Source organism: Pseudomonas sp. St316, from assembly GCF_018325905.1.
Lineage (GTDB): Bacteria > Pseudomonadota > Gammaproteobacteria > Pseudomonadales > Pseudomonadaceae > Aquipseudomonas.
In genome coordinates, this window is the sequence record NZ_AP021901.1 from 3,458,737 (window position 1) to 3,481,421 (window position 22,685).

The window sequence follows — 22,685 nt, forward strand, 5'->3', positions numbered from 1 at the left end:
GCGGGAGCGAGCCCCCTCGCCACGGCGTTCATCATTTTATTGAGTAGCACCCGGCGGGAGAGACCCAGGCCCCTGAGCCGCTCTATCAGGCGATCAGATCGGTGGCATTGAGGGTATTGACGCCCACGAGCTGGATTTCAAAGTCCGCCCCCAGATCACCGTTGACGTTGCCGTAAAGTATGTGGTCGACGAAGCGCAGTTGTCCGGCGGTCGTGAACTCATTCGAGTCGATGAAGCTGAATTTATTGAGCGTAGCGGTCAGGACATTGGCATCGAATTTCGACAGGTCAATTTTGTCGCCCTCGAGGCTGCTGAAGTCAAAAATGACGTCTCGACCACTGCCTATACTCAGCTCATTCAACGCACTGAAAACAAATCGGTCGGCTCCGACACCGCCGATGAGGGTATCAGTGCCAATGCCGCCAATCAGCGTATCCTGCCCAGCCCCGCCATTGAGCACGTTGTTGCCGGTATTACCGGCGAGTACGTTGCCCAAGTCGTTGCCGGTGGCATTGATGTGGGCTGTGCCCGTCAGGATCAGGTTTTCCAGGTTAGCGCCCAGGCTCCAGCTCACCGAGGAACTCACGGCATCGATTTCGCTGGCCAGGGTGCTGGTTTCGCTGACAACGTCCCCGACGTTATCGACCACGTAGATATCATTGCCGGCACCACCGTTCATGATATCCGCGCCGCCCAGGCCATTGAGCACGTTATTGCCGGCATTTCCGACGAGTACGTTGTCCAAGGTGTTGCCGACGGCATTGATGTGGGCTGTGCCCGTCAGGATCAGGTTTTCCAGGTTAGCGCCCAGGCTCCAGCTCACCGAAGAACTCACGGCATCGATTTCGCTGGCCAAGGTGCTGGTTTCGCTGACAACATCCCCGACGTTATCAACCACGTAGATATCATTGCCGGCACCACCGTTCATGATATCCGCGCCGCCCAGGCCATTGAGCACGTTGTTGCCGGCATTTCCGACAAGTACGTTGCCCAAGGTGTTGCCGGCGGCATTGATGTGGGCAGTGCCCGTCAGGATCAGGTTTTCCAGGTTAGCGCCCAGGCTCCAGCTCACCGAAGAACTCACGGCATCGATTTCGCTGGCCAAGGTGCTGGTTTCGCTGACAACGTCCCCGACGTTATCGACCACGTAGATATCATTGCCGGCACCACCGTTCAGGATATCCGCGCCGCCCAGGCCATTGAGCACGTTGTCGCCGGCATTTCCGACAAGTACGTTGCCCAAGGTGTTGCCGGCGGCATTGATATGGGCAGTGCCCGTCAGGATCAGGTTTTCCAGGTTAGCGCCCAGGCTCCAGCTCACCGAAGAACTCACGGCATCGATTTCGCTGACCAAGGTGCTGGTTTCGCTGACAACGTCCCCGAGGTTATCGACCACGTAGATATCATTACCGGCACCACCGATCAGGATATCCGCGCCGCCCAGGCCATTGAGCACGTTGTTGCCGACATTTCCGACGAGTACGTTGCCCAAGGTGTTGCCGGTGGCATTGACGTGGGCAGTATCAGTCAGGATCAGGTTTTCCAGGTTAGCGCCCAGGCTCCAGCTCACCGAAGAACGAACGGCATCGATTTCGCTGGCCAAGGTGCTGGTTTCGCTGACAACGTCCCCGATGTTATCGACCACGTAGATATCATTGCCGGTACCGCCGATCATCGTGTCATTGCCGATACCGCCGATCAGCGTGTCATTGCCGGCACGACCGTCCAGAACGTTGGCCAACGCATTGCCAATGAGGCTGTCATCATTGGCCGAGCCGACTGCGTTCTCAATTTTGGCACCGTAGGCGATCGCCAATCCTTCATTGAAGGCCGTCTGAGTGTCGAGTTTCAGAAACGTTTGGCCGATCTTGCTGAACTGGCCTTCATTCAGGTTGATGCTCACCGCTGCCAGCTGATTGCTTGCGTCGATCGTGTCAGTGCCGCCGGCGTCCCAAATCGTCTCGAAAACCGATTGGCTGGCCCCCCAGCTATACGTGTTATTACCGGTCTGCCATTGAGTATTGGCCCCATAGAGACTCTGGATGGCGGCAATGTCCAGCAGCATGGGGGTGGTCGGTTCATATGAATACGAGGTGTTGTAACTCATGATCGTATTGCTGACATCATCGAACTGACTTGCAAGCACTGTGGCGTTTGACAGGTTTTGGGAGAACGGGTGCTTGAGGCCAAGTGCATGGCCGATCTCATGCATAAAAACCAGGTAGTCATATGTGCCCTTGTCGGGGGTCGGGTTGTTCGTCACTGGCCCGAGCCAGACATCACCGCCGCTGGGGGTATCTGCGGGAAAATAGCCCCAGGCTGCGGTGTCGCTATCCATATCCAGATAACCGCCGAATCGCAGATCGCCTACGTTGGCGGTGGACTCGCTGACCTGGGTGAATTTGATATTGGCAACCGAGCTCCACATGCTGAGCGCACTGGTAATGCCACTTTGCTGGGCTGAGGTCAGGACGTAGCCGGCCTCATACTCATTTTCACTGCTGTAGATGCTGGAAAAACGCGAATTCTCAGTAATGAAACTGTACGTCAGCGGCGTGGTGAACGTACCGGTGCTCCAGGTGTTACCCATCCAATAGGTACCGGCCAGCAAGCTGTCGACTTGCGCATTGCCGGTCAGCGTTGCCGACGAAGAAAATGAATAACCAACTGGAGTAGGCATGCGAAGCTTCCTGTGAACGATCTGCGGCCTTCCGAAATGCGGCCGCTACAAAGGGGTTATTTTGCATCAGAAACAGTGAAAGCGATATCACTTAGCCACTATTCTATGCCTTGGATCCACTAATTATGGCGCAACCAGCCATTCATTGGCCTGGCGAATATCCCCATCTCCCAATCTTCCGCTCCAGCGATGCAGCACCAGCAGGCTGGTCACGAACTTGTATTGGGACTGATAGAAATCACGCCGTGCACGAAACTCTTCCTTGATGCTGTCCAGCACATCGACGGCATTCTTGACGCCGTAGCCAAAGGCTTTTTCCGTGGCCATGCGTGACTTCTCGGCAGACTCCAGCGCACGCCGTGTTGCCTTGATCCGGCTGAGTTCGGCGCTCATGCCGAGATAAGCCGTGCGGGTTTCCTTGATGACCTGACGACGCAGGGCCTCCAGTTCCTGCTGGGCGACTTCCTTGTCACTTTCGGAACTCGATACCCGTGCACGGGTGGAGCCGCCGCTGTAGAGCGGCATCTGCAAGTCCAGGGAGGCAACGAGGTTGTCTGAGCGAGGCGTCACGGCGCCTTCATAGCCAATATCACTGCGTTGCGCCGTCAAGTTCAGGCCCAGCCGGGGAAGATGACCCGCCTTGTTTTCATCGATAGCCGCCTCGGCGGCGCGGACGCTGTGTTCCCGAGCCTGCAGTGCCGGGTTGCTGTCGAGCGCTGTCTGCACCCAGTAGTCTTGCGCTTGCGCCGGCAGGCTGAAAGCAGGATTGTCGCCGATGCGCTTGAACCGCTCGCTGACATCGCGCCCCACCAGTTCGGAAATGGCTTCACGACTGACCAGGACTTTATTGCTGGCTTCGATCTCATCAGCCTTGAGCGTATCCACTCGCGCCTCAAGATCCAGTGCATCGGTCACCATTGCCATCTGCCGCGCGTACAGGGCCTTGACCCGCTTGAGGTTGCGCTCGGTCGCCGCAAGTTCGCTGCGCACCAGCGACAACTCGTCCTCTGCCGCAAGAACGGCGAAATAGCGCTCGGACAAATCAATGCTGGCTTGCACCTGGGTATCGGCCGACTCGTAACCACTTTGCCGGGCCAACTCAATGTACTTCTGGTAACTGCGCCAGACCTGCGGATCGTAGATCACCTGATTGAGCATCACGGCCATGCGTTTACCGTTGTACTGGATACGGTTCAAGTCGTCGTCGCGCCGGCCGCGGTTGACGCTGCCGCTGGCGTTGAGCTGCGGCAACAATTGACCGAAGGCCGCCCGCTCCTTGCCCTCGCCGCTTCGAGTCAGGGCTTGTGCCCGCAGGACACGCGGATCAGCCCCCTGCGCTTCCTGGTGCAATTGCCACAGGTCGACATAAGTATCGTCAGCGAGCGCTCCCAGCGGCATGAGGGCCAGGCACATCGTGATCAGGAACCTCATTTCAGTCCTCGATCAACGAACGGGCGAACACATTGCTCGCCGGCTGTATCAAGTATTGCAACAGCGTTCGCGCGCCCGTATTGACCAGCACTTCGACCGGCATTCCCGGCACCAGGGTCAGGTTGCCCAGCGTCTGACGTCCTTTGTCCGTCAGCGCCACGCGTGCCAGGTAATAAGCCGTGCCGGTGTCCTTGTTGATCAGGCGGTCGGCGGAAATCTGCACCAACCGACCTTCGATGACGGGCGTGGTGCTGCTCTTGAACGCGCTGAAGCGAATGTCCGCCAGCTTGCCCAACGCGATGCGGTCGATGTCCATCGGCGACACCTGCGCCTCGATGATCAGCTCTTCGTTGGCGGGAACGATGTCCAGCAGCGCAGTGCCTGGGCTGACCACGGCGCCGAGGGTATGGACCGTCATGCCCATGACCATTCCGGACTCGGGCGCGAGGATATCGGTACGTTGATCGCGGTCCTGCAGGGTGGCCAGTCGCTCGCGCAGTTCGTACACCTTGGTCCGTGCATCGCCCAACAGGCCGGCGACTTCGCTGGCGAAGGTCTTTTTCAACTGCAGTATCTTCAATCTCGCCTCGTCGATATGGACATGCGCTTGCGCAATCTCGGACTGGCTTTCAGCTATTTCGGTTTGCAGGCGAGAGAGGCTGCGCTCCTGCTCGCGCAGTCGCTGTTTGTCCACGTAGCCTTCGGCAAGCAGTGCCCGCAAATCGACTATTTCTTCTTGATAGGAAGCCGCCAGCGCTTGCTTGCTGGCGATGATGGCCTTGAATCCGCGAATCTGTTCTTCGATTTGTCCGATGGTCTTCTCTTGCAAGCCGATTTCGCCCAGCAACGAGGTCCGTCGGGTCTGGAAGATCCGGGCTTCACTGTCGCGGGCCTCTTGCACTCGTGGGTCCGCGGGATCCAGGGCAGGCACCGCCAGAGGCTCGGGCAATGCGTCGCGCTCAGCCTCCAACCTGGCCTGCAATTGAAGAGCGGCAATCAACTGGCTGCGCATGGCTTCCATTTCCGAACGGGCCTGGGTGTTGTCGAGCACCAGCAACACATCGCCGGTTTTCACCCGATCACCGTCATGCACGCGCAGTTCGCGCACGATGCCGCCTTCAAGGTGCTGCACTGTCTTGCGGTAGCTTTTGACCGTAACCACGCCCGGCGCGAGTGCCGAACTGTCGAGCGGGGCTAACGCAGCCCAGCCACCGAACAGGCCAAAGGTGACCAGCAGCATGAGGTAACCGACGCGACGGACCGGTGTGTCGTCGACAAGCAACATGGCAGATGAGTGTTTACTGTTTAGCATGAAATCGCTCATCTGCTTCCTAAGGTTGAATCACGGCAGCCTGGCGGGCCGCGGGTGTCGCATCGCGCAAGCGGGCCAGGACCTGGTCCCGCGGCCCGAACAGGCTCAGTTCGCCCTGATTGAGCACCAACAATTTATCCACCTGCGCCAACACCCCGGGTCGATGGGTAATGACAAACACCGTGGCCCTGCTCTGCTTGAGCTTTTGCAGCGCCTCGGCGAGCATTTTTTCGCCGGCCTCATCCAGGTTGGAGTTTGGTTCATCGAGCACCACCAGGCGCGGCTCACCGTACAAGGCACGCGCCAGGCCGATACGTTGCCGCTGGCCGCCGGACAATCCACCGCCATTGGCGCCGATCAAAGTGTCGTAGCCGTCGGGCAGTTGCAGCACCAGCTCATGCACACCCGCCATGCGCGCGGCAGCGACCACGGCAGGTGCGTTTACCGGGCCGAAGCGGGAAATGTTCTGGCTGATGGTGCCCTCGAACAACTCGATGTCCTGTGGCAGATAGCCGATGTATGGGCCTAACGCCTCCCGACGCCATTGGCTGATGTCCGCGCCGTCCAGGCGCACGGTGCCGGCCAGGCTTGGCCAGACGCCCAGCAGCGCCCTGGCCAGGGTCGACTTTCCAGCGCCGCTGGGACCAATGATGCCCACGACTTCGCCCGCGGCCACCTGAAAGCCCACGCCGCGAATAATCGGCTTACGCGCGTCCGGGGCTCCGGCCGAAAGGCCTTCGACGCGAATCGCCCCTTCGGGTGCCGGTAGCGACATGCGTTCAGGCTCGACGGCAATCTTGAGCAGCAACTCGTGCAGCCGGGCATATTGCGAGCGAGCGCCCAGGAAACCTTTCCATACGCCGATCAACTGATCGATAGGCGCCAACGCGCGCCCTAGCAAAATCGAGCCGGCAATCATCAGCCCGGACGAAATCTCGTGATTGATCGTCAGATAGGCACCCAGGCCCAGCACCAGCGACTGAACGATCTGCCGGAATGTCCTGGACACCGACGTCATGGTTGCGGCGCGGTCACTGGCCAGGCTTTGCAGCGCGAGGATCTTGTGGGTTCGCCCACTCCAGTGCTGGCGCAGGCTGGCAAGCATGCCCATGGACTGCACCACTTCGGCATTGCGCAAGCTCTTGTTGGTGAAGGCAGTGGCGGCCATCTGTTCGCGGTTGGCAACTTGCAGCGGTGAGTGGGTAAGCTTTTCGTTGGCAAAGGCCAGCGCGCCCAGCAACACGGCACTCACGACCCCCATCCAGCCGTACCAGGCATGAAACATGAACATGACAGCCAGGTAGATCGGGATCCACGGCGCGTCAAAAAACGCAAACAGGCCGTTGCCGGTCAGGAACTGGCGCAAACCGCTCAGGTCGCTCAAAGGCTGGGCGGAGGCATTCATGCCGCTGGTATTGAGCGCCTGCTTGAAACTGGCGTCGAACAGACGCTGGCTCAGCAGCGTGTCCAGGCGAGTGCTTATCCGTACCATGATTCGCGAACGGACCCACTCCAAGCCACCCATTGTGATCATCAACAGCAACATGATCAGCGTCAGCATCAACAGCGTCGACAGGCTGGCGCTTCCTACCGCGCGGTCATACACCTGCAGCATGTAGAACGAAGGAACCAGCATCAGCAAGTTGACGAAAAAACTGAAAAAACCAACGGAAAGAAAACTACCTTTGCAGACGGCAAGGGCGCCTTCCAGTTCGGTCCTGGTGTGGGCTGACATGACTCATTACCTGAGGTCCGATTCTGATCAAACCTGAAAAATCACAAGGGCACAGGTGCGTGAGCGCCTGGAATATCGTTCGGCGGGACACCACTGGAGCGCCCGCACAATTGGATCTACCGCGCTGTATCGGCACGTTTGGGCGGTTCTTAAGGGAAATTGGCGTAACGGATTATGGGCCGCGCGATGACGTCGGGGATTGGGGGATGGACCGACGTCATCACGAGCAGGCTCGCTCCCACCGTTTTATTGTGTCGCGTTCAGATGCTGTGAACACCCGAAAACCCGTGTGGGAGCGAGCTTGCTCGCGATAGCGGAGGGTCAGTTTGTGGTGATGTTGGATGCTACCGCAGCCAAGGATATACATGCCGCCCCCAACTACCCACACTCACGCCTCCCAACGGCGCAACAGCACGCTGGCATTGACCCCGCCAAATCCGAATCCATTGGAGAGCGCGTAGGTGATCGGCATCTTCCTGGCATTCAGGCCGACCAGGTCGAGTCCGGCAGCGGCCTCGTCGGGATGAACCAGGTTCAGGGTAGGCGGAACGATCTGGTCACGAAGCGCCAGCACCGTAAAAATGGCTTCAATACCGCCAGCCGCCCCTAGAAGATGCCCGGTGGCCGACTTGGTGGAAGTGATCGCCACATCGCAATCGCGCCCGAACAGCGAACGGATCGCGGCCAGTTCGCCATTGTCGCCAACCTGGGTGGACGTCGCATGGGCGTTGATATGTTGCACGTCCGAGGGGCTGACAGAGGCCTGGCGCAGCGCCTGTTCCATCGCACGCCGTGCACCGTTGCCGTCTTCCGGGCCTGCCGTCAGGTGGTAGGCATCGGCACTGGTGCCATAACCCACCAGTTCCGCCAGGGGCTTGGCGCCACGCGCGAGGGCGTGCTCCAGGGACTCGATCACCAGTAATCCGGCGCCCTCGGCCATGACAAAGCCGTCGCGATCACGGTCAAAGGGTCGCGATGCCTCTTGCGGCCGCTCGGCAAAGCCGGTGGACAGTGCGCGGGCGGCGGCAAAGCAACCCAGGGTCACGCGATCTATCGCCGCTTCCGTGCCGCCGCATATCGCGATATCCGCTTCGCCGCTTCGGATGAGCCTGGCCGCGTCGCCAATGGCCTGAACCCCCGCCGCACAAGCGGTTACCGGTGCGCCCAGAGGTCCTTTGAAACCGTGCCGGATGGAGACGTGCCCGGCGGCCATGTTGGCCAGAAAGGCAGGTGCCGTGAACGGCGACAATCGGCGCGGACCACGCGCATCGGTGGTGCGTACGGCACCGGCAATCGCGCCAAAGCCACCTACGCCCGAAGCGATGATGGTTGCCGTGCGCTCCTGGTCGTTGGCATCGGTCGGTTGCCAGCCAGCCTGTTGCAACGCTTCTTCGGCCGCCACCAGCGCGAACTCGATGAAGCGATCCATCTTCTTGCGATCCTTGGCCGGGATGATGCGTTCGGGGTCGTAACCGGCAATGGCGTCCTCCTCCAACGAAGGTACCTGGCCGCCCACGGCCACGCCGGTCCCTTCGGTGATATCGTCAGACAGGGTGCGAATGCCCGAGCGCCCGGCCAACAACCGCTGCCAGACTTCTTCAACGCCACAGCCCAACGGGCCGACAATGCCGACGCCGGTGACGACGATGCGTTTTTGACCTTGGGAAGTCATCATTGGAACCTCTTCATATCAGTCAATGTTCACTAAAAAGCACAAGTGCGCGGGCTTAAACCTGCGGTGCTGTCTGAGCGTGCGCTGAAGGGGCAGGACGGATCCTGAACCAGATGGAATACATCGCCGGCAGGAACACCAGCGTCATGATCGTGCCGACGAACGTGCCGCCGATCAGTGTGTAGGCAAGCGTCCCCCAGAACACCGAATGCGTCAGAGGGATGAAAGCCAAGATCGCTGCCAGCGCCGTCAGCAGTACCGGGCGGGCCCGTTGCACCGTGGCTTCGATGACCGCGTGAAACGGCTCCAGCCCTTCCTGTTTGTTGTGCTGGATCTGCCCGATCAGGATCAGTGTGTTACGCATCAAGATGCCCGAGAGTGCGATCAGGCCGACCAAGGCGTTGATCCCGAACGGCTGCTGGAAGATCAGCAGGGTCGGCACCACGCCAATCAGGCCCAACGGTGCGGTGAAGAACACCATGATCATGGCCGAGATCGAACGCACCTGCACGATGATGATCAGCAGCGTCAAGGCCACCATGATCGGCACCAGCGGCACGATTGCCTTGCCGGCCTTGCCCGACTCCTCGATGGCGCCCGCCTGCTCGATCCGGTAGCCGCTCGGCAGGGTGTCGATGACCGGCTGCAGCGCCTTTATGATCGCGTTCGAGACGTCTGGAGGCTGCAAGCCTTCGGCAATGTCGCCGCGTACGGTAATGGCCGGGGTGCGATCACGACGACGAAGAATAGGATCTTCCATGCGCACATCGACTTCACCCACCTGGGACAGCGGAATGCGCTGGCCCGTCGCGCCTACCAGGGTAAACCCTTCGATCCTGGCCGGATCGAGGCGAATGTCACCGGCCGCACGACCGACTACCTGCACCGAACGGATGTCCTCGCGAACCGCCGTGATTGGCACCCCCGTGAGCAGGAACTGTAATTGCTGCGCGACGGCATTTGACGTCAGGCCTACCGCCTGCAAACGATCCTGGTCCAGGGTGAAATGCAACGTAGGCGTCAGTGGCCCCCAGTCGGTATTGACCGTCCGCATCAGCGGGCTCGCCTGCATGACACTCTGGACCTGGCCCGCGATCTCACGCAATTTCGAGGGATCAGGGCCCATCACCCGGTAGGCAACCGGAAATGGCGAATAGGGACCGAACACCAGCTGCGTCACCCGGATCCGCGCCTCTGGGACAAGCCCGTCGGCAGCCGCCTCACGGAGATGGAACTTGAGGGTCTCGCGCGTTTCCTGGCTGTCGGTCAATACCACGATCTTGGCGAACGACGGATCGGGCAGTTCCGGTGCCATCGCCAAATAGAAGCGTGGCGCGCCTTGGCCGAGGTAGGCCGTGACGATTTTTGCTTCATCCTGTTTTTGCAACCAGGCCTCGACCTTGGCAGTGGCGGCGCTGGTCTGCTCGATCGAGGTTCCATAGGGCATCTGCACCTCGACCATCACCTCGGGACGGTCGGAGGTCGGGAAGAACTGTTTCTTGACCAGCCCCATGCCGAGGATCGCCACGACAAATGTCGTGATCACGGTGCCGGCCACCCACCATTTGCGTGTGATGACGCGGGTCAGGACCTGGCGGAAACGATTGTAGTGGCGGGTGTTGTAGATGGCTGCGTGACCGCCCTCGACCTGCTTGATGTCCGGCAACAGCTTCACCCCCAGGTAAGGGGTGAAGGCCACCGCCACCACCCAGGAAGCGATCAGGGCAATGCCGACGATCCAGAACATGTTGCTGGTGTACTCACCGGCGGTCGACTGGGCGAAGCCGTTAGGCATGAATCCGATGGCCGTCACCAGCGTGCCGGACAGCATCGGTGCGGCCGTATGGCTCCAGGCATACGCGGAGGCTTTGATCCGGTCATAGCCCTCCTCCATCTTCACCACCATCATCTCGATAGCGATGATGGCGTCATCCACCAACAGCCCGAGCGCCAGGATCAGCGAACCCAGGGTGATCCGGTCGAAGTTCTTTCCGGTGGCCGCCATCACCACAAACACTATCGCCAGTGTCAACGGTACGGCGGCTGCAACCACCACGCCTACACGCCAGCCCATGCTGAGAAAGCAAACGAGCATTACAACCAGCAGCGCGACAAAAAACTTGACCATGAACTCACCGACGGCCGAGTCAATGTTCACGGCTTGATCGGTGACCTTGGTCAACGTCATGCCCAGTGGCATGCCTTCATTGATCCTGGCCGTCTCCGCGTCCAGGGCCTTGCCCAGGTCCAGGCCGTTCCAACCCTCGCGCATCACGACGCCCAGCAACAGCGCTTCTTCGCCATTATTGCGCACCAGGAAGGTGGCCGGATCTTCATAACCCCGCTCAACGGTCGCAACGTCCGAGAGCTTGAGTGTGCGACCTTGAATCGCCAGGGGCGTGTCACGAATTTTTGCCAATTTATCGAAGGCGCCGTCTACCCGGAGGAAGACCTGCGGCCCGTTGGTTTCGACGGAGCCGGCGGGCGTGAGTACATTCTGGCTGTTCAGCGCGGCGAAGATATCCTGGGGCGAGACGCCCAAGGTGGCCAGCCGGTCATGGGAGAAGGACACGAAAATGCGTTCGGCCTGCTCGCCGATGATGTTGACCTTTTTCACACCCGCCACGTGCAACAGGCGCTGGCGCAGCGCTTCAGCATCGCGCACCAGCAGCCGCTGTGGCTCGCCTTTGGCTTTCAGGGCGAACAGCGCGAACGTCACATCGGAAAACTCATCATTGACCATCGGCCCGATAACGCCCGCCGGCAACTTGAGTGCTTCGTCCTGGAGCTTTTTGCGCGCCTGATAGAACTCTTCCTGCACTTGCGAAGGAGGCGTGCGATCGACCAGCGACACCATGGTGAAAGCCAGGCCCGGACGGGTGTAGGTTTCCGTGCGGTCGTACCACTTCAGTTCTTGCAGGCGCTTTTCAAGCGGCTCGGCAACCTGGTCCTGCATCTCTTGGGCGGTCGCACCCGGCCATGCCGTGATGACGGTCAACTGCTTGACCGTAAATGGCGGGTCCTCGGCACGCCCCAACTGGAAGAACGCCAAGGTGCCCGCGACGGCAATCAGCAAGATCAGGAACACGGTAATGGAGCGCTCGCGAACGGCGAGTGCCGACAGGTTGAGGCTCATGGACGGCCCCCGGCAACCTGCACGTCACCCGGTTGAGCCAGCCGCACTTGCTCGCCTTCACGCAGCAGATGGGCGCCGAGTCCGACAATACGCTCGCCCACATTGAGCTTGCCAGCGACTCGCGCGGCGTCGTCGCTCAGACCCAGGATCTGCACAGGGCGCCAGGTGACTTTCGCCGGCTCCCCGCTTATGACCCATACGCCGGTGCCGGTGCCCGGGTCAAAAACGGCAGCAATCGGCACTTGCAGTGCCTGCTGTTGCGCGGTGCCTTCGGCGATGCGAAGCGTGACAGTCGAACCCAGCGGCGCATTGGCCAGGGCTCCCTCCAGCACGTAGCGCGCCTCAAAAGTGCGGGTCACGCGGTCAGCCGAATCCGAGAGCAGCCTCAGCTTCGCGGTGACCGCCCCCGTGGTGACGCCATAAAGCGTCGCCTGTGCGGTTGTGCCTGTGGCAGGCCGCAAGGTCTCGGGCAATTGCACAACGGCTTCGCGCTGCCCTGCCCGCGCCAGTCGAACCACGGTTTGCCCGGGGCTGACGACTTGCCCAGGCTCGGCGAGCGTGTCCATCACTACGCCGTCGGCATCGGCGAGCAACACGGCATAACCCGATGCGTTTTGGGCGACGTCAGCCTGGGCTTGCGCGGCGCTGAGTTGTGCCTTGGCGGTGTCGGCAGCGGCTTTTATCTGGTCGTAGCCTGATGCCGAAATAGCACCTGCGGCGACCAGGTCGCGATAGCGCGCCTCATCGTCGGCGGTCTGCTTGGCCCGGGCCCGAGCGGCAGCGACTGCCTCTTGTTGGGCTCGCGCCTGCAACCCCAGGTCGACGGGATCCAGGCGCATCAACGGCTGCCCCCGTTTGACGGCCTGCCCACTATCGACCAACCGCTCAAGCACCTTGCCCGCTACCCGAAAACCCAGGTCACTCTGGACCCGAGCCGCCACGACACCGGTAAACGATCGTGAGAGATCAGACGAACCCTGGACTTCAGAGACCCGCACCAAGGGTGCAAGCGTACGTGGATCTTTAGCGGTGGATGAGTCGCCACACGCCGTCAGGACGAGAGGCAACAAGCAAGCGGCAAAGGTGACAGGTCGAAGCCGGAGCATAGGTTCCCTTTTGGGCAGATAGGACAAGAGCCTCATTCTCAATCTAGTGACCATTACTGTCAATGGTCACAATTCATCCCGTAGCACTTGTTGCAGCAATAATTGCTAGCTAACAGGTAATCACCCAGCTGAACCCTATAGGTGTCCATTGACAGGTTGTGACCACAATATAATATGGTCACAAACCAACCATGGCTCCAGGAGTCTCAATGTCGCCCCTCCACCCCGCTGCTTTGCTGGTGAGCTTCAGCTTGATGACAGGCTGCACGGTTGGTCCGGACTACCAACGTCCCGACGCTGCGCTGGCGCAGCGTTACCTGGGCCAGGCGTCTGTCGAGCAAAGGTCCGCAACGACGTCGGCCAGCCTCGTCGCATGGTGGGAAGGTTTTGCTGATCCAGTGCTCAGCGACCTGATTGCCCAGGCACTTGAGCAGAACCTGGACCTGGCCCAGGCTTCGGCCCGCGTCACCCAGGCACGGGCAGGGCTTGGGGCTGCAAATGCCGCGTTATTGCCCTCTGGAAACATCAATGGCCAGGCCGCGCGCTCATACCAATCCGTGGAAACACCCCTTGGCCAAGTGCTGAACTCGACGCCTGGATACGATCGATACGGGAACGCCTACGAACTTAACGTGGGTGCCAGTTGGGAAATCGACCTCTTCGGCGGCCTGCGCCGTGGACGCGAGGCCGCATTGGCCCAGTACCAAGCTAGTGAGGCAGGCGTCGCGGCCACACGGCTGGTCGTTGCCGCACAGACCGCCGATCTCTACATCACTGCCCGCGGGTTGCAGGCGCGGCTGGACATCGCCAATCAACAAGTCAAGACGCAGCAGGACCTGTTGGAAAAAGTCCAACTGCTCTACAGCAAGGGCCTGGCGGCCAGCTATCAGGTTTATCAGGTCGAGGGCGCCCTCTCGCAGGTCCAGGCGACGGTTCCCGTACTGCAGACCGGTCTGGACGCCGCCATGAATGCGCTGGATGTCATGCTTGCCACGCCACCCGGCACCCATCGCACGCAACTGGCGAACGGACGAAGCATCCCTCTGGCGCCACAGATAACGACCATGGGAACCCCTGCCGATCTGCTGCGCCGCCGGCCAGACCTGATCGTGGCCGAGCGCCGTCTTGCGGCCTCCAATGCGCGTATCGGCGAGGCGGTCGCTGAGTATTACCCGAAATTCTCCCTCAGCGCGTTGCTGGGCAGTGCCACAGCGGTTTCCGGCGGCAACCTGTTCTCCGGCGACGCTAGCCAGGCGGCCGGCGCACTGGGCCTGCGCTGGAGACTCTTCGACTTTGGCCGCATCAATGCGCAAATCGATCAGGCCAAGGGGCAGGAAGCCGAAGCGCTGGCGGCTTACCGCCAGTCCGTATTGCGCGCCACCGAGGACGTCGAGAACGCCTTCTGCGCGCTGGTGAATCGAGAATCCCAGGCGAGCACCCTCACCCAGGGCGAAAGCTCGCTGACGCAGGCTCGCCAATCGTCATTCATCGCCTATCAGAAAGGCACGGCCAGCCTGATCGACGTCCTGAATGCCGACGCGACGCTGCTGCAAGTCTCCGATGCACGGGCGCAAGCGCGCATGGAATCGGCACGGGCGGCGGTTGCAGCATTCAGGGCGCTCGGTGGCGGCTGGCAACCTCCTGACGCCCAACCGGTGGCGACTCGCTGAGTTGCCCGACTAACACAACACATACCCCCCTCTCCTTCAGCTCACAACCAGAGACCGACGATATGAAACCGAACGAACACTCCTGGGTGCTCATCACTGGCGCCTCAAGCGGATTTGGCGAAGAGTTTGCCCGGCAATACGCAGCACAGGGAAAATCGCTCGTCCTGGTAGCGCGCAGATTGGAAAAACTCGAGGCGTTGTCAGCGCAGTTGCGCGAACGTTTCCACATTGATGTGCTCGTCGAACAAGTAGACCTGTCCTCGATCCCCGCGATCATCGATCTGCACGCTCGACTGAGCGAGCGCAACATCGTGATCGATGTGCTCATCAACAATGCGGGCCATGGCTTACAGGGGCCTTTCCTGACTCAGTCCCTGGACCAATCGCTGGCGATGATCGCCCTGGATATTGCCAGTGTGACGGCCCTGACCCACCTCTTCGCAACTGACATGCGGATCCGGCAACGTGGACACATCCTCATGGTCGCAAGCCTGCTGTCACTCCAAGGCGTAAAGAACTTCGCCGTTTACTCTGCCGCGAAAGCCTACGTGCTTCGCCTCTCTGAAGCCCTTCATCGCGAACTCAAAGGCGACGGCATCGTCGTGACAGCCCTTTGCCCGGGCATGTCGGACACCGGGTTTGCAGAGAGCGCCAGGCAAAAGCTCACACCAGCTTTGAAAATGGTGATGATGCAACCCCAGCCGGTGGTGCGCGCTGGAATCCGGGCGCTGCAAGCCGCACGCATGAGTGTCGTTCCGGGGCTTGGCAACAAGGCAATCACCGTCTTGACCTGGGCCACGCCGCGCTGGTTTCACCAGGCCCTCATGGCACGCATCATGGGCGTCTGAGTTGGCGCTATGGCTGCTTTGCTGGAAAACGGCATTCTAAAGGTCGAGAGACAATGCTTGTTTCCCCCAACCTTTAGAACGGCGATCGATCAGAAGCGATAGCTAACGGAAGTACCCAGGCCGCTTGCGCTGTTCCTGTACTTGGAGCTGTAGGCGCCTCTGGCCGGCGAGGTTTCGTTGACCCGCACGCTCTCCTCCCACAGATAGGAATAAGCGACATCGATCGTGACGTTGTCCACTGGCGTCCAGCCAGCGCCGAAGCTGACGATTTTTCGGTCGCCGGTAGGAATACGTGGCCCACGGTTGGTGTTGTTGGCCGGCGACTGGTCGACCGAGAAGCCTGCGCGCAGCACCCACTGGTTATTCAACTGGTATGAGGTGCCAATGGCGTGAGCCCACGTGTCGTGCCAGTTCTGCTCTTCGGTAATGGTGCCCAGCGCACCGCTCAATAAAGGCGGCAAGCCGGTGTTCTCGATGGTCAATTCCTTGAAGCGACTCCAGCGTGTCCAGGTACTGCCCGCGTACAAGGTCCAATCATTGTCGAGTTGGTGAGTCACCGAGATGTCCACGGACTCCGGGGTATCCACATCCAATGAAGCATCATAGCTGCGACCGCTGAGCCCTATCACGCTGAAGATGCCGTTGCTGACCTTGGTCTTGGCATCCAGGTGGTAGCTGACCTTGGAATGGTAGGTCAATCCCACACGGGTTCGATCTGTCGCCTGTACCAGCACCCCTGCATTGAAACCAAGGGCCGTATCGTCGCCGTTGCTTTTGAGTTTGCCATCATTGCGACCCGGGCTCAGCGGGTTGGGTACCGTGCCGGTTATCTCACCACTGATACGGTTGACCGTCGGGCCGAACCCGATCGAAACCCTGTCATTGAAGGCATAGCTGATGGTGGGCTGGAACGTGAGCGTAGTGACCTCGCTTTTGTTGCCGTAGTAGCGCCCGGCAAAGTCGCTGCCGTAATCGGTAATCAGGCCGAACGGCACATAGAAACCCATGCCGAATGCCCAATGCTCATCGATGGGCTTGACGTAGTAACCCATGGGCACGGTGGTCGTGGGCACGACGTCACCGTCTTCCTGACCACCAAAGGTACTGCGGGTCTGGCTGATGTCATTCTTCGCGAAGAGCGTCGCCGCCCCCAGGCTGACCTGCTCTGATTTAAGGCGAGACATGCCCGCGGGGTTACCGAAGACGGTGCTCGCGTCCTCGGCCGAGGATGCGCGACCGGCAAACCCCGACCCCATCCCGCTGATGCTCTGTTCATTGAGGGCAAAACCGCTTGCAAGCACATGAGACGTGGCGAATGCAACGGCGAAGCCCACGGGGGCCTTGAGTATTATTTTTTTCATTATTGGGACTCTGGATTGAAACTCTAAGACTGCAGTCTGGGTTGTTCGTACTAGGTAAAAATCGCCACCGTCTGGCGCGCCCAAAGCACGCGGCGGCCACTTTCGTCCCATATTTCCATGTCCTGTAGCGAATACCCTTCCAGCGCCTGCTGGCTGAAAGAGCTGACAAGAAACCATTCGCCGGCCACGGCTGGCTGCGGCAGGTCAATCATCCAGGACGCGGAGCTGATAGCGGCGGGTTCGGTGAAACAGGTCACGGCGGCCGGCGGCAAGCTGTCAGCCAGTGCAATCAGGGCGACGGCCGGGTCCACGCCCCGGGCATCCAGATGGCGTACCCACATCAATAACTCCGGACTTTCAGCGCCAGACACCGGCAGCGAACCACCCGCAGGACGCATCTCGAAGTTATAGGCGCAAGCCGGCGCGATCTGGCTGTCCAGCGCCAGGGTGGCGTAGTGGGACGGCCCCTCCACAAATGGCGGACCCCAGGAATCATGCGTAATCCTGCTCGCCCGGGGCTGGGCGAACAGCAACACCGTGCGCAACGCAAGGTCCTCACCCGACAGGCAGTCGACGGACACCGAGGTGACCGACCGCCCTTGACGCAACACGCTTACATCGAACGTCTGGGCCTGCGTCACCGGGGCGATGAATGACACCTGCGCGGACTTGAACGGAGGGAAATCCGCCGGGCGTTCCCGCAAGACTGCCTGCAGCGACAGCGCTGCCGAAAGCCCGCCAAAGAGGGTGCGACCTTGCTGCCAGTTAGGCGGAGAAACAAAGGGGGCGTCTGGATCGAATTGCTGCAGCAGTTTGGCAAAGCTCGTCATACCGACGCCCAGGCTAAGAGCAGATGCGCCATATTTATTCATGTGACCAATTGTGTCAATGGTCACGAATCGAATAAATAAAGGCGACCATCAGTCGCTGGAGCGAGGGGTGAATCGGATGGGTAAGCGTCGCCTGCAATGACCTGGGACTTCTTCAGCCACAGCTCAAGGCATGAGGCTACGCAAGATCAGGTTGCAGGTGAGCGTGGGGGCAACCTCGACATAATCGAGGCTGTACTGCAGCAGCAAGGGATTGACGAAAGGCCGCAGCGCCAGATGGATCGCGTCTACGGTTTCATCCAATGGCGTCTTGCGTTCGAATTCACCAAGCTCCCGCCCCTCGCGCACGATTTGCAATACAAAGCTCTTGATCCGTGCGTTATAGACTTGCGAACTGGGCCATTGCTCCGACGCGGAAAACGCCGCAATGTCATAGAGCTTGCGGTCATTGAAAAACAGGTTAACGCCTGTGGTGATCAGGGCCTTGACCAGGCGGCGAAAGCGCTCCGTCGCTGAAAGCCCGTCTTCACTGATGGCCTGCTCCACCGCCGCGACGATTTCTGCCAGGCACTGGCTGCAGATGGCCTCGCCAATCGCCTGCTTGGAGTCGAAGAACTTGTAGATGTAGGCCTTGGAGAAGCCGATGGCCTTGGCCAGGTCGGACACCGTGGTCTTGCCATAGCCGTATTGACTGAAATGCTCGTTGGCCGCCGCGACAATCTGGTTTCGAATGTCGTGATCGGCGGGACCGCGGGTGCTGGGCGAAGGTATTGAGGGCTGGTTCATAGAGGCAGCTTACGCACCCTGAAGATAGTTGACAACTTGTGACCGTTAAGTAACAGCGTCACAAGCCAGCTAATATCAGGCTGTCGGCCCGCCCCTTCCTTCTATTTAGCAAAGAGCTGACTCATATCCTTGAACGCCTTGAATTCCAGCGCATTACCGCAAGGATCGAACAGAAACATCGTGGCCTGCTCCCCCACCTGCCCTTTGAAACGGATGTACGGCTCGATCACAAACTCGGTGCCAAAGGATTTCAGCCGCTCGGCCAGCGCTTCCCACTCCTGCCAACCCAGAATGATGCCGAAGTGAGGCACCGGTACGTCGTGCCCATCTACCGGGTTGCTATGGACGCTCTCTTGGGAAGCGGTCTTTGGCTGTTCATGGATCACCAACTGATGGCCGTAGAAGTTGAAGTCGACCCAGTGGGCGCTGGAGCGGCCCTCTTGCAACCCAAACACCTCGCCATAAAAGGCCCGAGCGCCTGGAAGGTCATAAACAGGGATTGCGAGATGGAAGGGAGAAAGGCTCATCATGGCTCCTGGTGCTTTGGTAAGGACAGGGCCATCGTAAAGCCGGGCTAAAAACAAGAAAAACAATATATTTCTCTCAGTAACACAATTAATATTTGTGAATGATCAAAGAACTCAAGACCCTTGTCGCCGTAGCACGGGAAGGTACTTTCGCTGCCGCAGGCAATAAAATCGGCCTCACCCAGGCGGCGATCAGCGCGCAGATCCAGCGTCTGGAGGCCGAGCTTGGCTTCGAGATTTTCGACCGCAAGGGACGCTCGGCTCATCTCAATCGAATGGGTCATCAAATACTCTTGCAAGCCCAGGAATTGTTGCGCCTTTACGACAATCTTGGCGCGAGTCCTGCCGGGCTTGCCCCAAGCGTACTGGTGAACATTGGCGCTATCGCTTCGGTGCAGCGCTCCCTCCTGCCAGACGCGCTCGCCAGGTTTCACCAACAATGCCCGCAATGCCGAACGCGGGTGCTGCCTGGCGTGTCGATGGAGTTGATCAACCTGGTGGATGCCGGCGAAATCGACATGGCCGCCATTATCCGCCCGCCTTTCTCGCTGCAAAGCGATCTGCGCTGGATGACCCTGGCGCTGGAGCCTTATCGACTGATCGTTCCGAGCACGCTTCCCGGAGAGGACTGGACCGAACTGCTTGGCAGCCAACCTTTCATTCGTTATGACCGGGCGTCGTTCGGTGGCCGGCAGGTGGACCGTTTCCTGCGCAAGATGCACTTCGCCTTGCATGAAGTCAGCGAGCTCGATGAGCTGGAGGCCATCATCAAGCTGGTTGGCAACGGAGTCGGTGTGGCCTTGGTGCCGCAAACCGCGACCCACCGCAAATGGCCAGAAGGTGTACGCGCCCTCGACCTCGCGGAGCACACTTTCCACCGTGATGTCGGGCTCGTCCATCGACCCCGACAAAGCCTCACCGAACCCGCGGGAGTACTGGTGCAATTGATTGCCGAGCAGGCCCGAGCCAACCCCATATAAACCGCACCTCCTTGTACCCAAAACAAAAACCAATGCGCAGACTCAAGGTTTTTGTCGACCGGATGATCTATACCTTCAAGGACACGCAGTCAGGCCAAGACAACAGACTGGCGTGTCTTGATAAAACGACTGTGGCGCCCCTGCTTCAGGTGCGCTGCATGACATAAAAACGTCGGCCTGCAAGACGCTGTTTCCGCGCCCATCTTTGACTGGCGCACCACTTTCCAATGCCTGAAGTACTGATCATGAGCCCGAACAAACGCGTCTTGAATGCCCCCGCCAGAGCGCTATCCAGGCTTTGTCTGTTGTTACCGCTGTTGGTGGCCGACAACGCACGCGGTGAACCCTTGGAGATAGAACTGCATATCCTCGACGCGCCGCCGCTGACATTCGTCGACGATCCCAGGGGCCACGGAATCGTTGGCGATGTCGCCGTGGCGGCCATGACCAAGGCAGGGTACGCCGTGAAAATCCATGTGCTCCCCTGGGCCAGGGCTCAGAAACACGTCAGTGAAGAACATGACCATTTGATCGCCCCCCTCTCGCGCATACCCACTCGTGAGGATCGTTTCACCTGGATCGCCTCGATCATGCCCATGGAGCGAGCTTTTTTCAGCCTTGAGCAACGGGTGAGCAGCTTCGCCCAAGCGAAAGAAACCTATCGCAAGATCGGCGTCGGCCTAGGCAGTGCACAGGAAGATATCCTGCGCACCGAAGGGTTCAGCGACGAGCAGATCTATCCGCTGGCCATTGGCGACAACCCCGCCCAGCTACTCTTGATGGGGCGCATCGATGCCTGGTTCAACGGCGTGCCCGAGAGTCGATACATCTGGCCGAAAGTGTCTAAACGCAAACTGCTCATGAGTCCGGTCGGCAGCAGCGCCGATCTTTACCTGGCTTGCTCCAAGCAATGCTCGCCCAAAATGGTCGAGGATTTGCGCCAGGCCGTTGAAGCGCTTCGGGCGGATGGGACGGTCCAGCATATCCACGACCTCTATCTGCCGCGATAGGCCGCGACCATCAATACATTTGATAGCAAAGAACCAAAGCCCACACCCGATCCATGCGCTCGCCCAAAACTTGGCTGAGTCATTGTGGCGAGGGGGCTTGCTCCCGTTGGGCTGCGTAGCGCCCCTTCTTTGTGAGCGTTTCGCGCTCAAGCGGCAGCAAGCTCCCTCGCGACCGGTTCCTGGTTTGTCCAAAGAGCGGCGCATGGCCGGACTAGAGGCCTGATCGATGGCTTATATCATTCTGAATGATAGTTACCTTTGCTTCATTCGATTCGTTCCTCTGCCCTGCGCCACGCATCATCCGCCCATTCTCAATACATTGGCGGATGCTATCCATGGAACATTCACTTTCAAAACTGCGTTTTCCCCTCGCGCTGCTGGCGGTGCTGGTGATGAGCGCCTGCGGCAAGACGCCCGATACGGCAGCGTCCATGCCGCCGGCCAAAGTCAGTGTGGCCAAGGTATTGGAGCAGCCTGTCAACGAATGGGATGAGTTCACCGGGCGCCTTGAGGCGCCGGAAACCGTCGAGATCCGCCCACGGGTTTCCGGGCAGATCGACGAAGTGGCCTTCACCGAAGGTGCGCTGGTCAAGAAAGGCGACCTGCTGTTCCAGATCGACCCACGCCCGTTCCAGGCTGAAGTCCGTCGTCTCGAAGCCCAACTGGCCCAAGCCCGCGCCACCGCCACCCGCAGCGAAAACGAAGCCCAGCGTGGCGAACGCCTGCGCCTGAGCAATGCCATTTCCGCCGAACTGGCCGACTCGCGCACCAGCGCCGCCCAGGAAGCCCGCGCCGCCGCTGCGGCCATCCAGGCACAATTGGACCTGGCCAAGCTGAACCTGAGCTTCACCCGGGTGACCTCGCCTATCAGCGGTCGCGTCAGCCGGGCGGCCATCACCGCTGGCAACCTGGTGACCGCTGACGTCACGCCGCTCACCAGCGTGGTCTCCACGGATAAGGTCTACGCCTACTTCGATGCCGACGAACGCGTCTTCCTCAAGTACACCCAACTTGCCCGCCAAGGCCAGCGCGGCCAGGCCACACCGGTCTACATGGGCCTGTCCAACGAAGACGGCAATCCGCACCAGGGCCAGATGAACTTCGTCGACAACCAGGTCAACCCGCAGACGGGCACCATCCGCGGCCGCGCCGTGTTCGACAACAAGGACGGCACCTACACCCCAGGCCTGTATGCCCGCCTGAAGCTGGTGGGCAGCGGTACTTATGCCGCCGTGCTGATCAACGACGAAGCCGTGGGCACCGACCTGGGCAAGAAATTCGTGCTGGTGATGGACGCCGAAAACAAGCCGGCCTACCGCGCCGTCGAGCTGGGGCCGAAGATCGAAGGCTTGCGCATCGTGCGTAGCGGCCTGAGCAAGGACGACACCATCATCGTCAAGGGCCTGCAGCGGGCTCGTCCAGGTTCGCCAGTCACGCCTGAAACCGTGCCGATGGCCAGCGACGAAACCATTGCCGCCCTGGCACAACAACGTAAAGCGCTCGAAGCCAGCAACCTGCCCCAAGTCGCGCCATCCAAGGACGCGTCAGGGACGGCAGGCAAACTGGCCGCTGCGACCCCACGCGGTTAAGGGACTGAATCC

The 22,685-nt window shown here is 60.1% G+C and carries 16 protein-coding genes; 5 read left to right on the forward strand and 11 right to left on the reverse strand.

Annotation, left to right across the window (positions count from 1 at the left end; all coding sequences use genetic code 11):
- Window positions 1-85 precede the first annotated feature (85 nt).
- From KI237_RS15505 to KI237_RS15535, 7 genes are all read right to left on the reverse strand, one after another.
- Entirely contained in the window at window positions 86-2,680 is a 2,595-nt protein-coding gene (locus KI237_RS15505; RefSeq protein ID WP_212795984.1) for a M10 family metallopeptidase, read from the reverse strand.
- 123 nt (window positions 2,681-2,803) lie between these two features.
- Window positions 2,804-4,111 carry a TolC family protein gene (locus KI237_RS15510; RefSeq protein WP_212795985.1) on the reverse strand — a complete coding sequence of 436 codons (1,308 nt, stop codon included), beginning with the start codon at window positions 4,109-4,111 and terminating at the stop codon, window positions 2,804-2,806.
- A 1-nt stretch (window position 4,112) separates the two neighbouring features.
- Complete coding sequence (locus KI237_RS15515; RefSeq protein ID WP_249410611.1) at window positions 4,113-5,423, reverse strand: HlyD family type I secretion periplasmic adaptor subunit; 1,311 nt, start codon at window positions 5,421-5,423, stop codon at window positions 4,113-4,115.
- A 19-nt stretch (window positions 5,424-5,442) separates the two neighbouring features.
- On the reverse strand, window positions 5,443-7,158 hold the full coding sequence (locus KI237_RS15520; protein ID WP_212795987.1) for a type I secretion system permease/ATPase: 1,716 nt from the start codon (window positions 7,156-7,158) through the stop codon (window positions 5,443-5,445).
- 388 nt (window positions 7,159-7,546) lie between these two features.
- Window positions 7,547-8,833 (reverse strand): beta-ketoacyl-ACP synthase II, encoded by a 1,287-nt coding sequence (gene fabF, locus KI237_RS15525; RefSeq protein WP_212795988.1) that lies wholly within the window; start codon window positions 8,831-8,833, stop codon window positions 7,547-7,549.
- A 52-nt stretch (window positions 8,834-8,885) separates the two neighbouring features.
- Window positions 8,886-11,966 carry an efflux RND transporter permease subunit gene (locus KI237_RS15530; protein ID WP_212795989.1) on the reverse strand — a complete coding sequence of 1,027 codons (3,081 nt, stop codon included), beginning with the start codon at window positions 11,964-11,966 and terminating at the stop codon, window positions 8,886-8,888.
- Window positions 11,963-13,072 carry an efflux RND transporter periplasmic adaptor subunit gene (locus KI237_RS15535; RefSeq protein WP_212795990.1) on the reverse strand — a complete coding sequence of 370 codons (1,110 nt, stop codon included), beginning with the start codon at window positions 13,070-13,072 and terminating at the stop codon, window positions 11,963-11,965. Before KI237_RS15535 ends, KI237_RS15530 begins: the two co-directional genes overlap by 4 nt.
- A 209-nt stretch (window positions 13,073-13,281) precedes the next feature.
- Between KI237_RS15535 and KI237_RS15540 the strand changes: the two genes are divergently transcribed.
- Both KI237_RS15540 and KI237_RS15545 read left to right on the forward strand, forming a co-directional pair.
- Window positions 13,282-14,742 carry an efflux transporter outer membrane subunit gene (locus KI237_RS15540; RefSeq protein ID WP_212795991.1) on the forward strand — a complete coding sequence of 487 codons (1,461 nt, stop codon included), beginning with the start codon at window positions 13,282-13,284 and terminating at the stop codon, window positions 14,740-14,742.
- Between the two features lie 62 nt (window positions 14,743-14,804).
- Window positions 14,805-15,590, forward strand: a complete 786-nt coding sequence (locus tag KI237_RS15545; protein ID WP_212795992.1) for an SDR family NAD(P)-dependent oxidoreductase — start codon at window positions 14,805-14,807, stop codon at window positions 15,588-15,590.
- Window positions 15,591-15,679: 89 nt separating this feature from the next.
- On the opposite strand, the gene KI237_RS15550 is transcribed toward KI237_RS15545, so the two are convergent.
- The 4 genes from KI237_RS15550 to KI237_RS15565 form a co-directional block, all read right to left on the reverse strand.
- On the reverse strand, window positions 15,680-16,951 hold the full coding sequence (locus KI237_RS15550; protein WP_212795993.1) for an OmpP1/FadL family transporter: 1,272 nt from the start codon (window positions 16,949-16,951) through the stop codon (window positions 15,680-15,682).
- A 50-nt stretch (window positions 16,952-17,001) separates the two neighbouring features.
- A complete protein-coding gene (locus KI237_RS15555; protein WP_249410612.1) occupies window positions 17,002-17,823 on the reverse strand; it encodes a thioesterase family protein in 822 nt (273 codons plus the stop codon).
- 123 nt (window positions 17,824-17,946) lie between these two features.
- Window positions 17,947-18,567 carry a TetR/AcrR family transcriptional regulator gene (locus tag KI237_RS15560; RefSeq protein WP_003202289.1) on the reverse strand — a complete coding sequence of 207 codons (621 nt, stop codon included), beginning with the start codon at window positions 18,565-18,567 and terminating at the stop codon, window positions 17,947-17,949.
- Between the two features lie 101 nt (window positions 18,568-18,668).
- Window positions 18,669-19,094, reverse strand: coding sequence for a VOC family protein (locus KI237_RS15565; protein ID WP_018601473.1), 426 nt, complete (start codon window positions 19,092-19,094; stop codon window positions 18,669-18,671).
- 101 nt (window positions 19,095-19,195) lie between these two features.
- On the opposite strand from KI237_RS15565, the gene KI237_RS15570 reads away from it, so the two are divergent.
- The 3 genes from KI237_RS15570 to mexE all read left to right on the forward strand — a co-directional run bounded on the left by KI237_RS15570 (window position 19,196) and on the right by mexE (window position 22,673).
- Window positions 19,196-20,074, forward strand: coding sequence for a LysR family transcriptional regulator (locus KI237_RS15570; RefSeq protein WP_212795994.1), 879 nt, complete (start codon window positions 19,196-19,198; stop codon window positions 20,072-20,074).
- A 245-nt stretch (window positions 20,075-20,319) separates the two neighbouring features.
- Entirely contained in the window at window positions 20,320-21,084 is a 765-nt protein-coding gene (locus tag KI237_RS15575) for a substrate-binding periplasmic protein (protein ID WP_212795995.1), read from the forward strand.
- Window positions 21,085-21,419: 335 nt separating this feature from the next.
- A complete protein-coding gene (gene mexE / locus KI237_RS15580) occupies window positions 21,420-22,673 on the forward strand; it encodes a multidrug efflux RND transporter periplasmic adaptor subunit MexE (protein WP_212795996.1) in 1,254 nt (417 codons plus the stop codon).
- The last annotated feature ends 12 nt before the right edge of the window (window positions 22,674-22,685 follow it).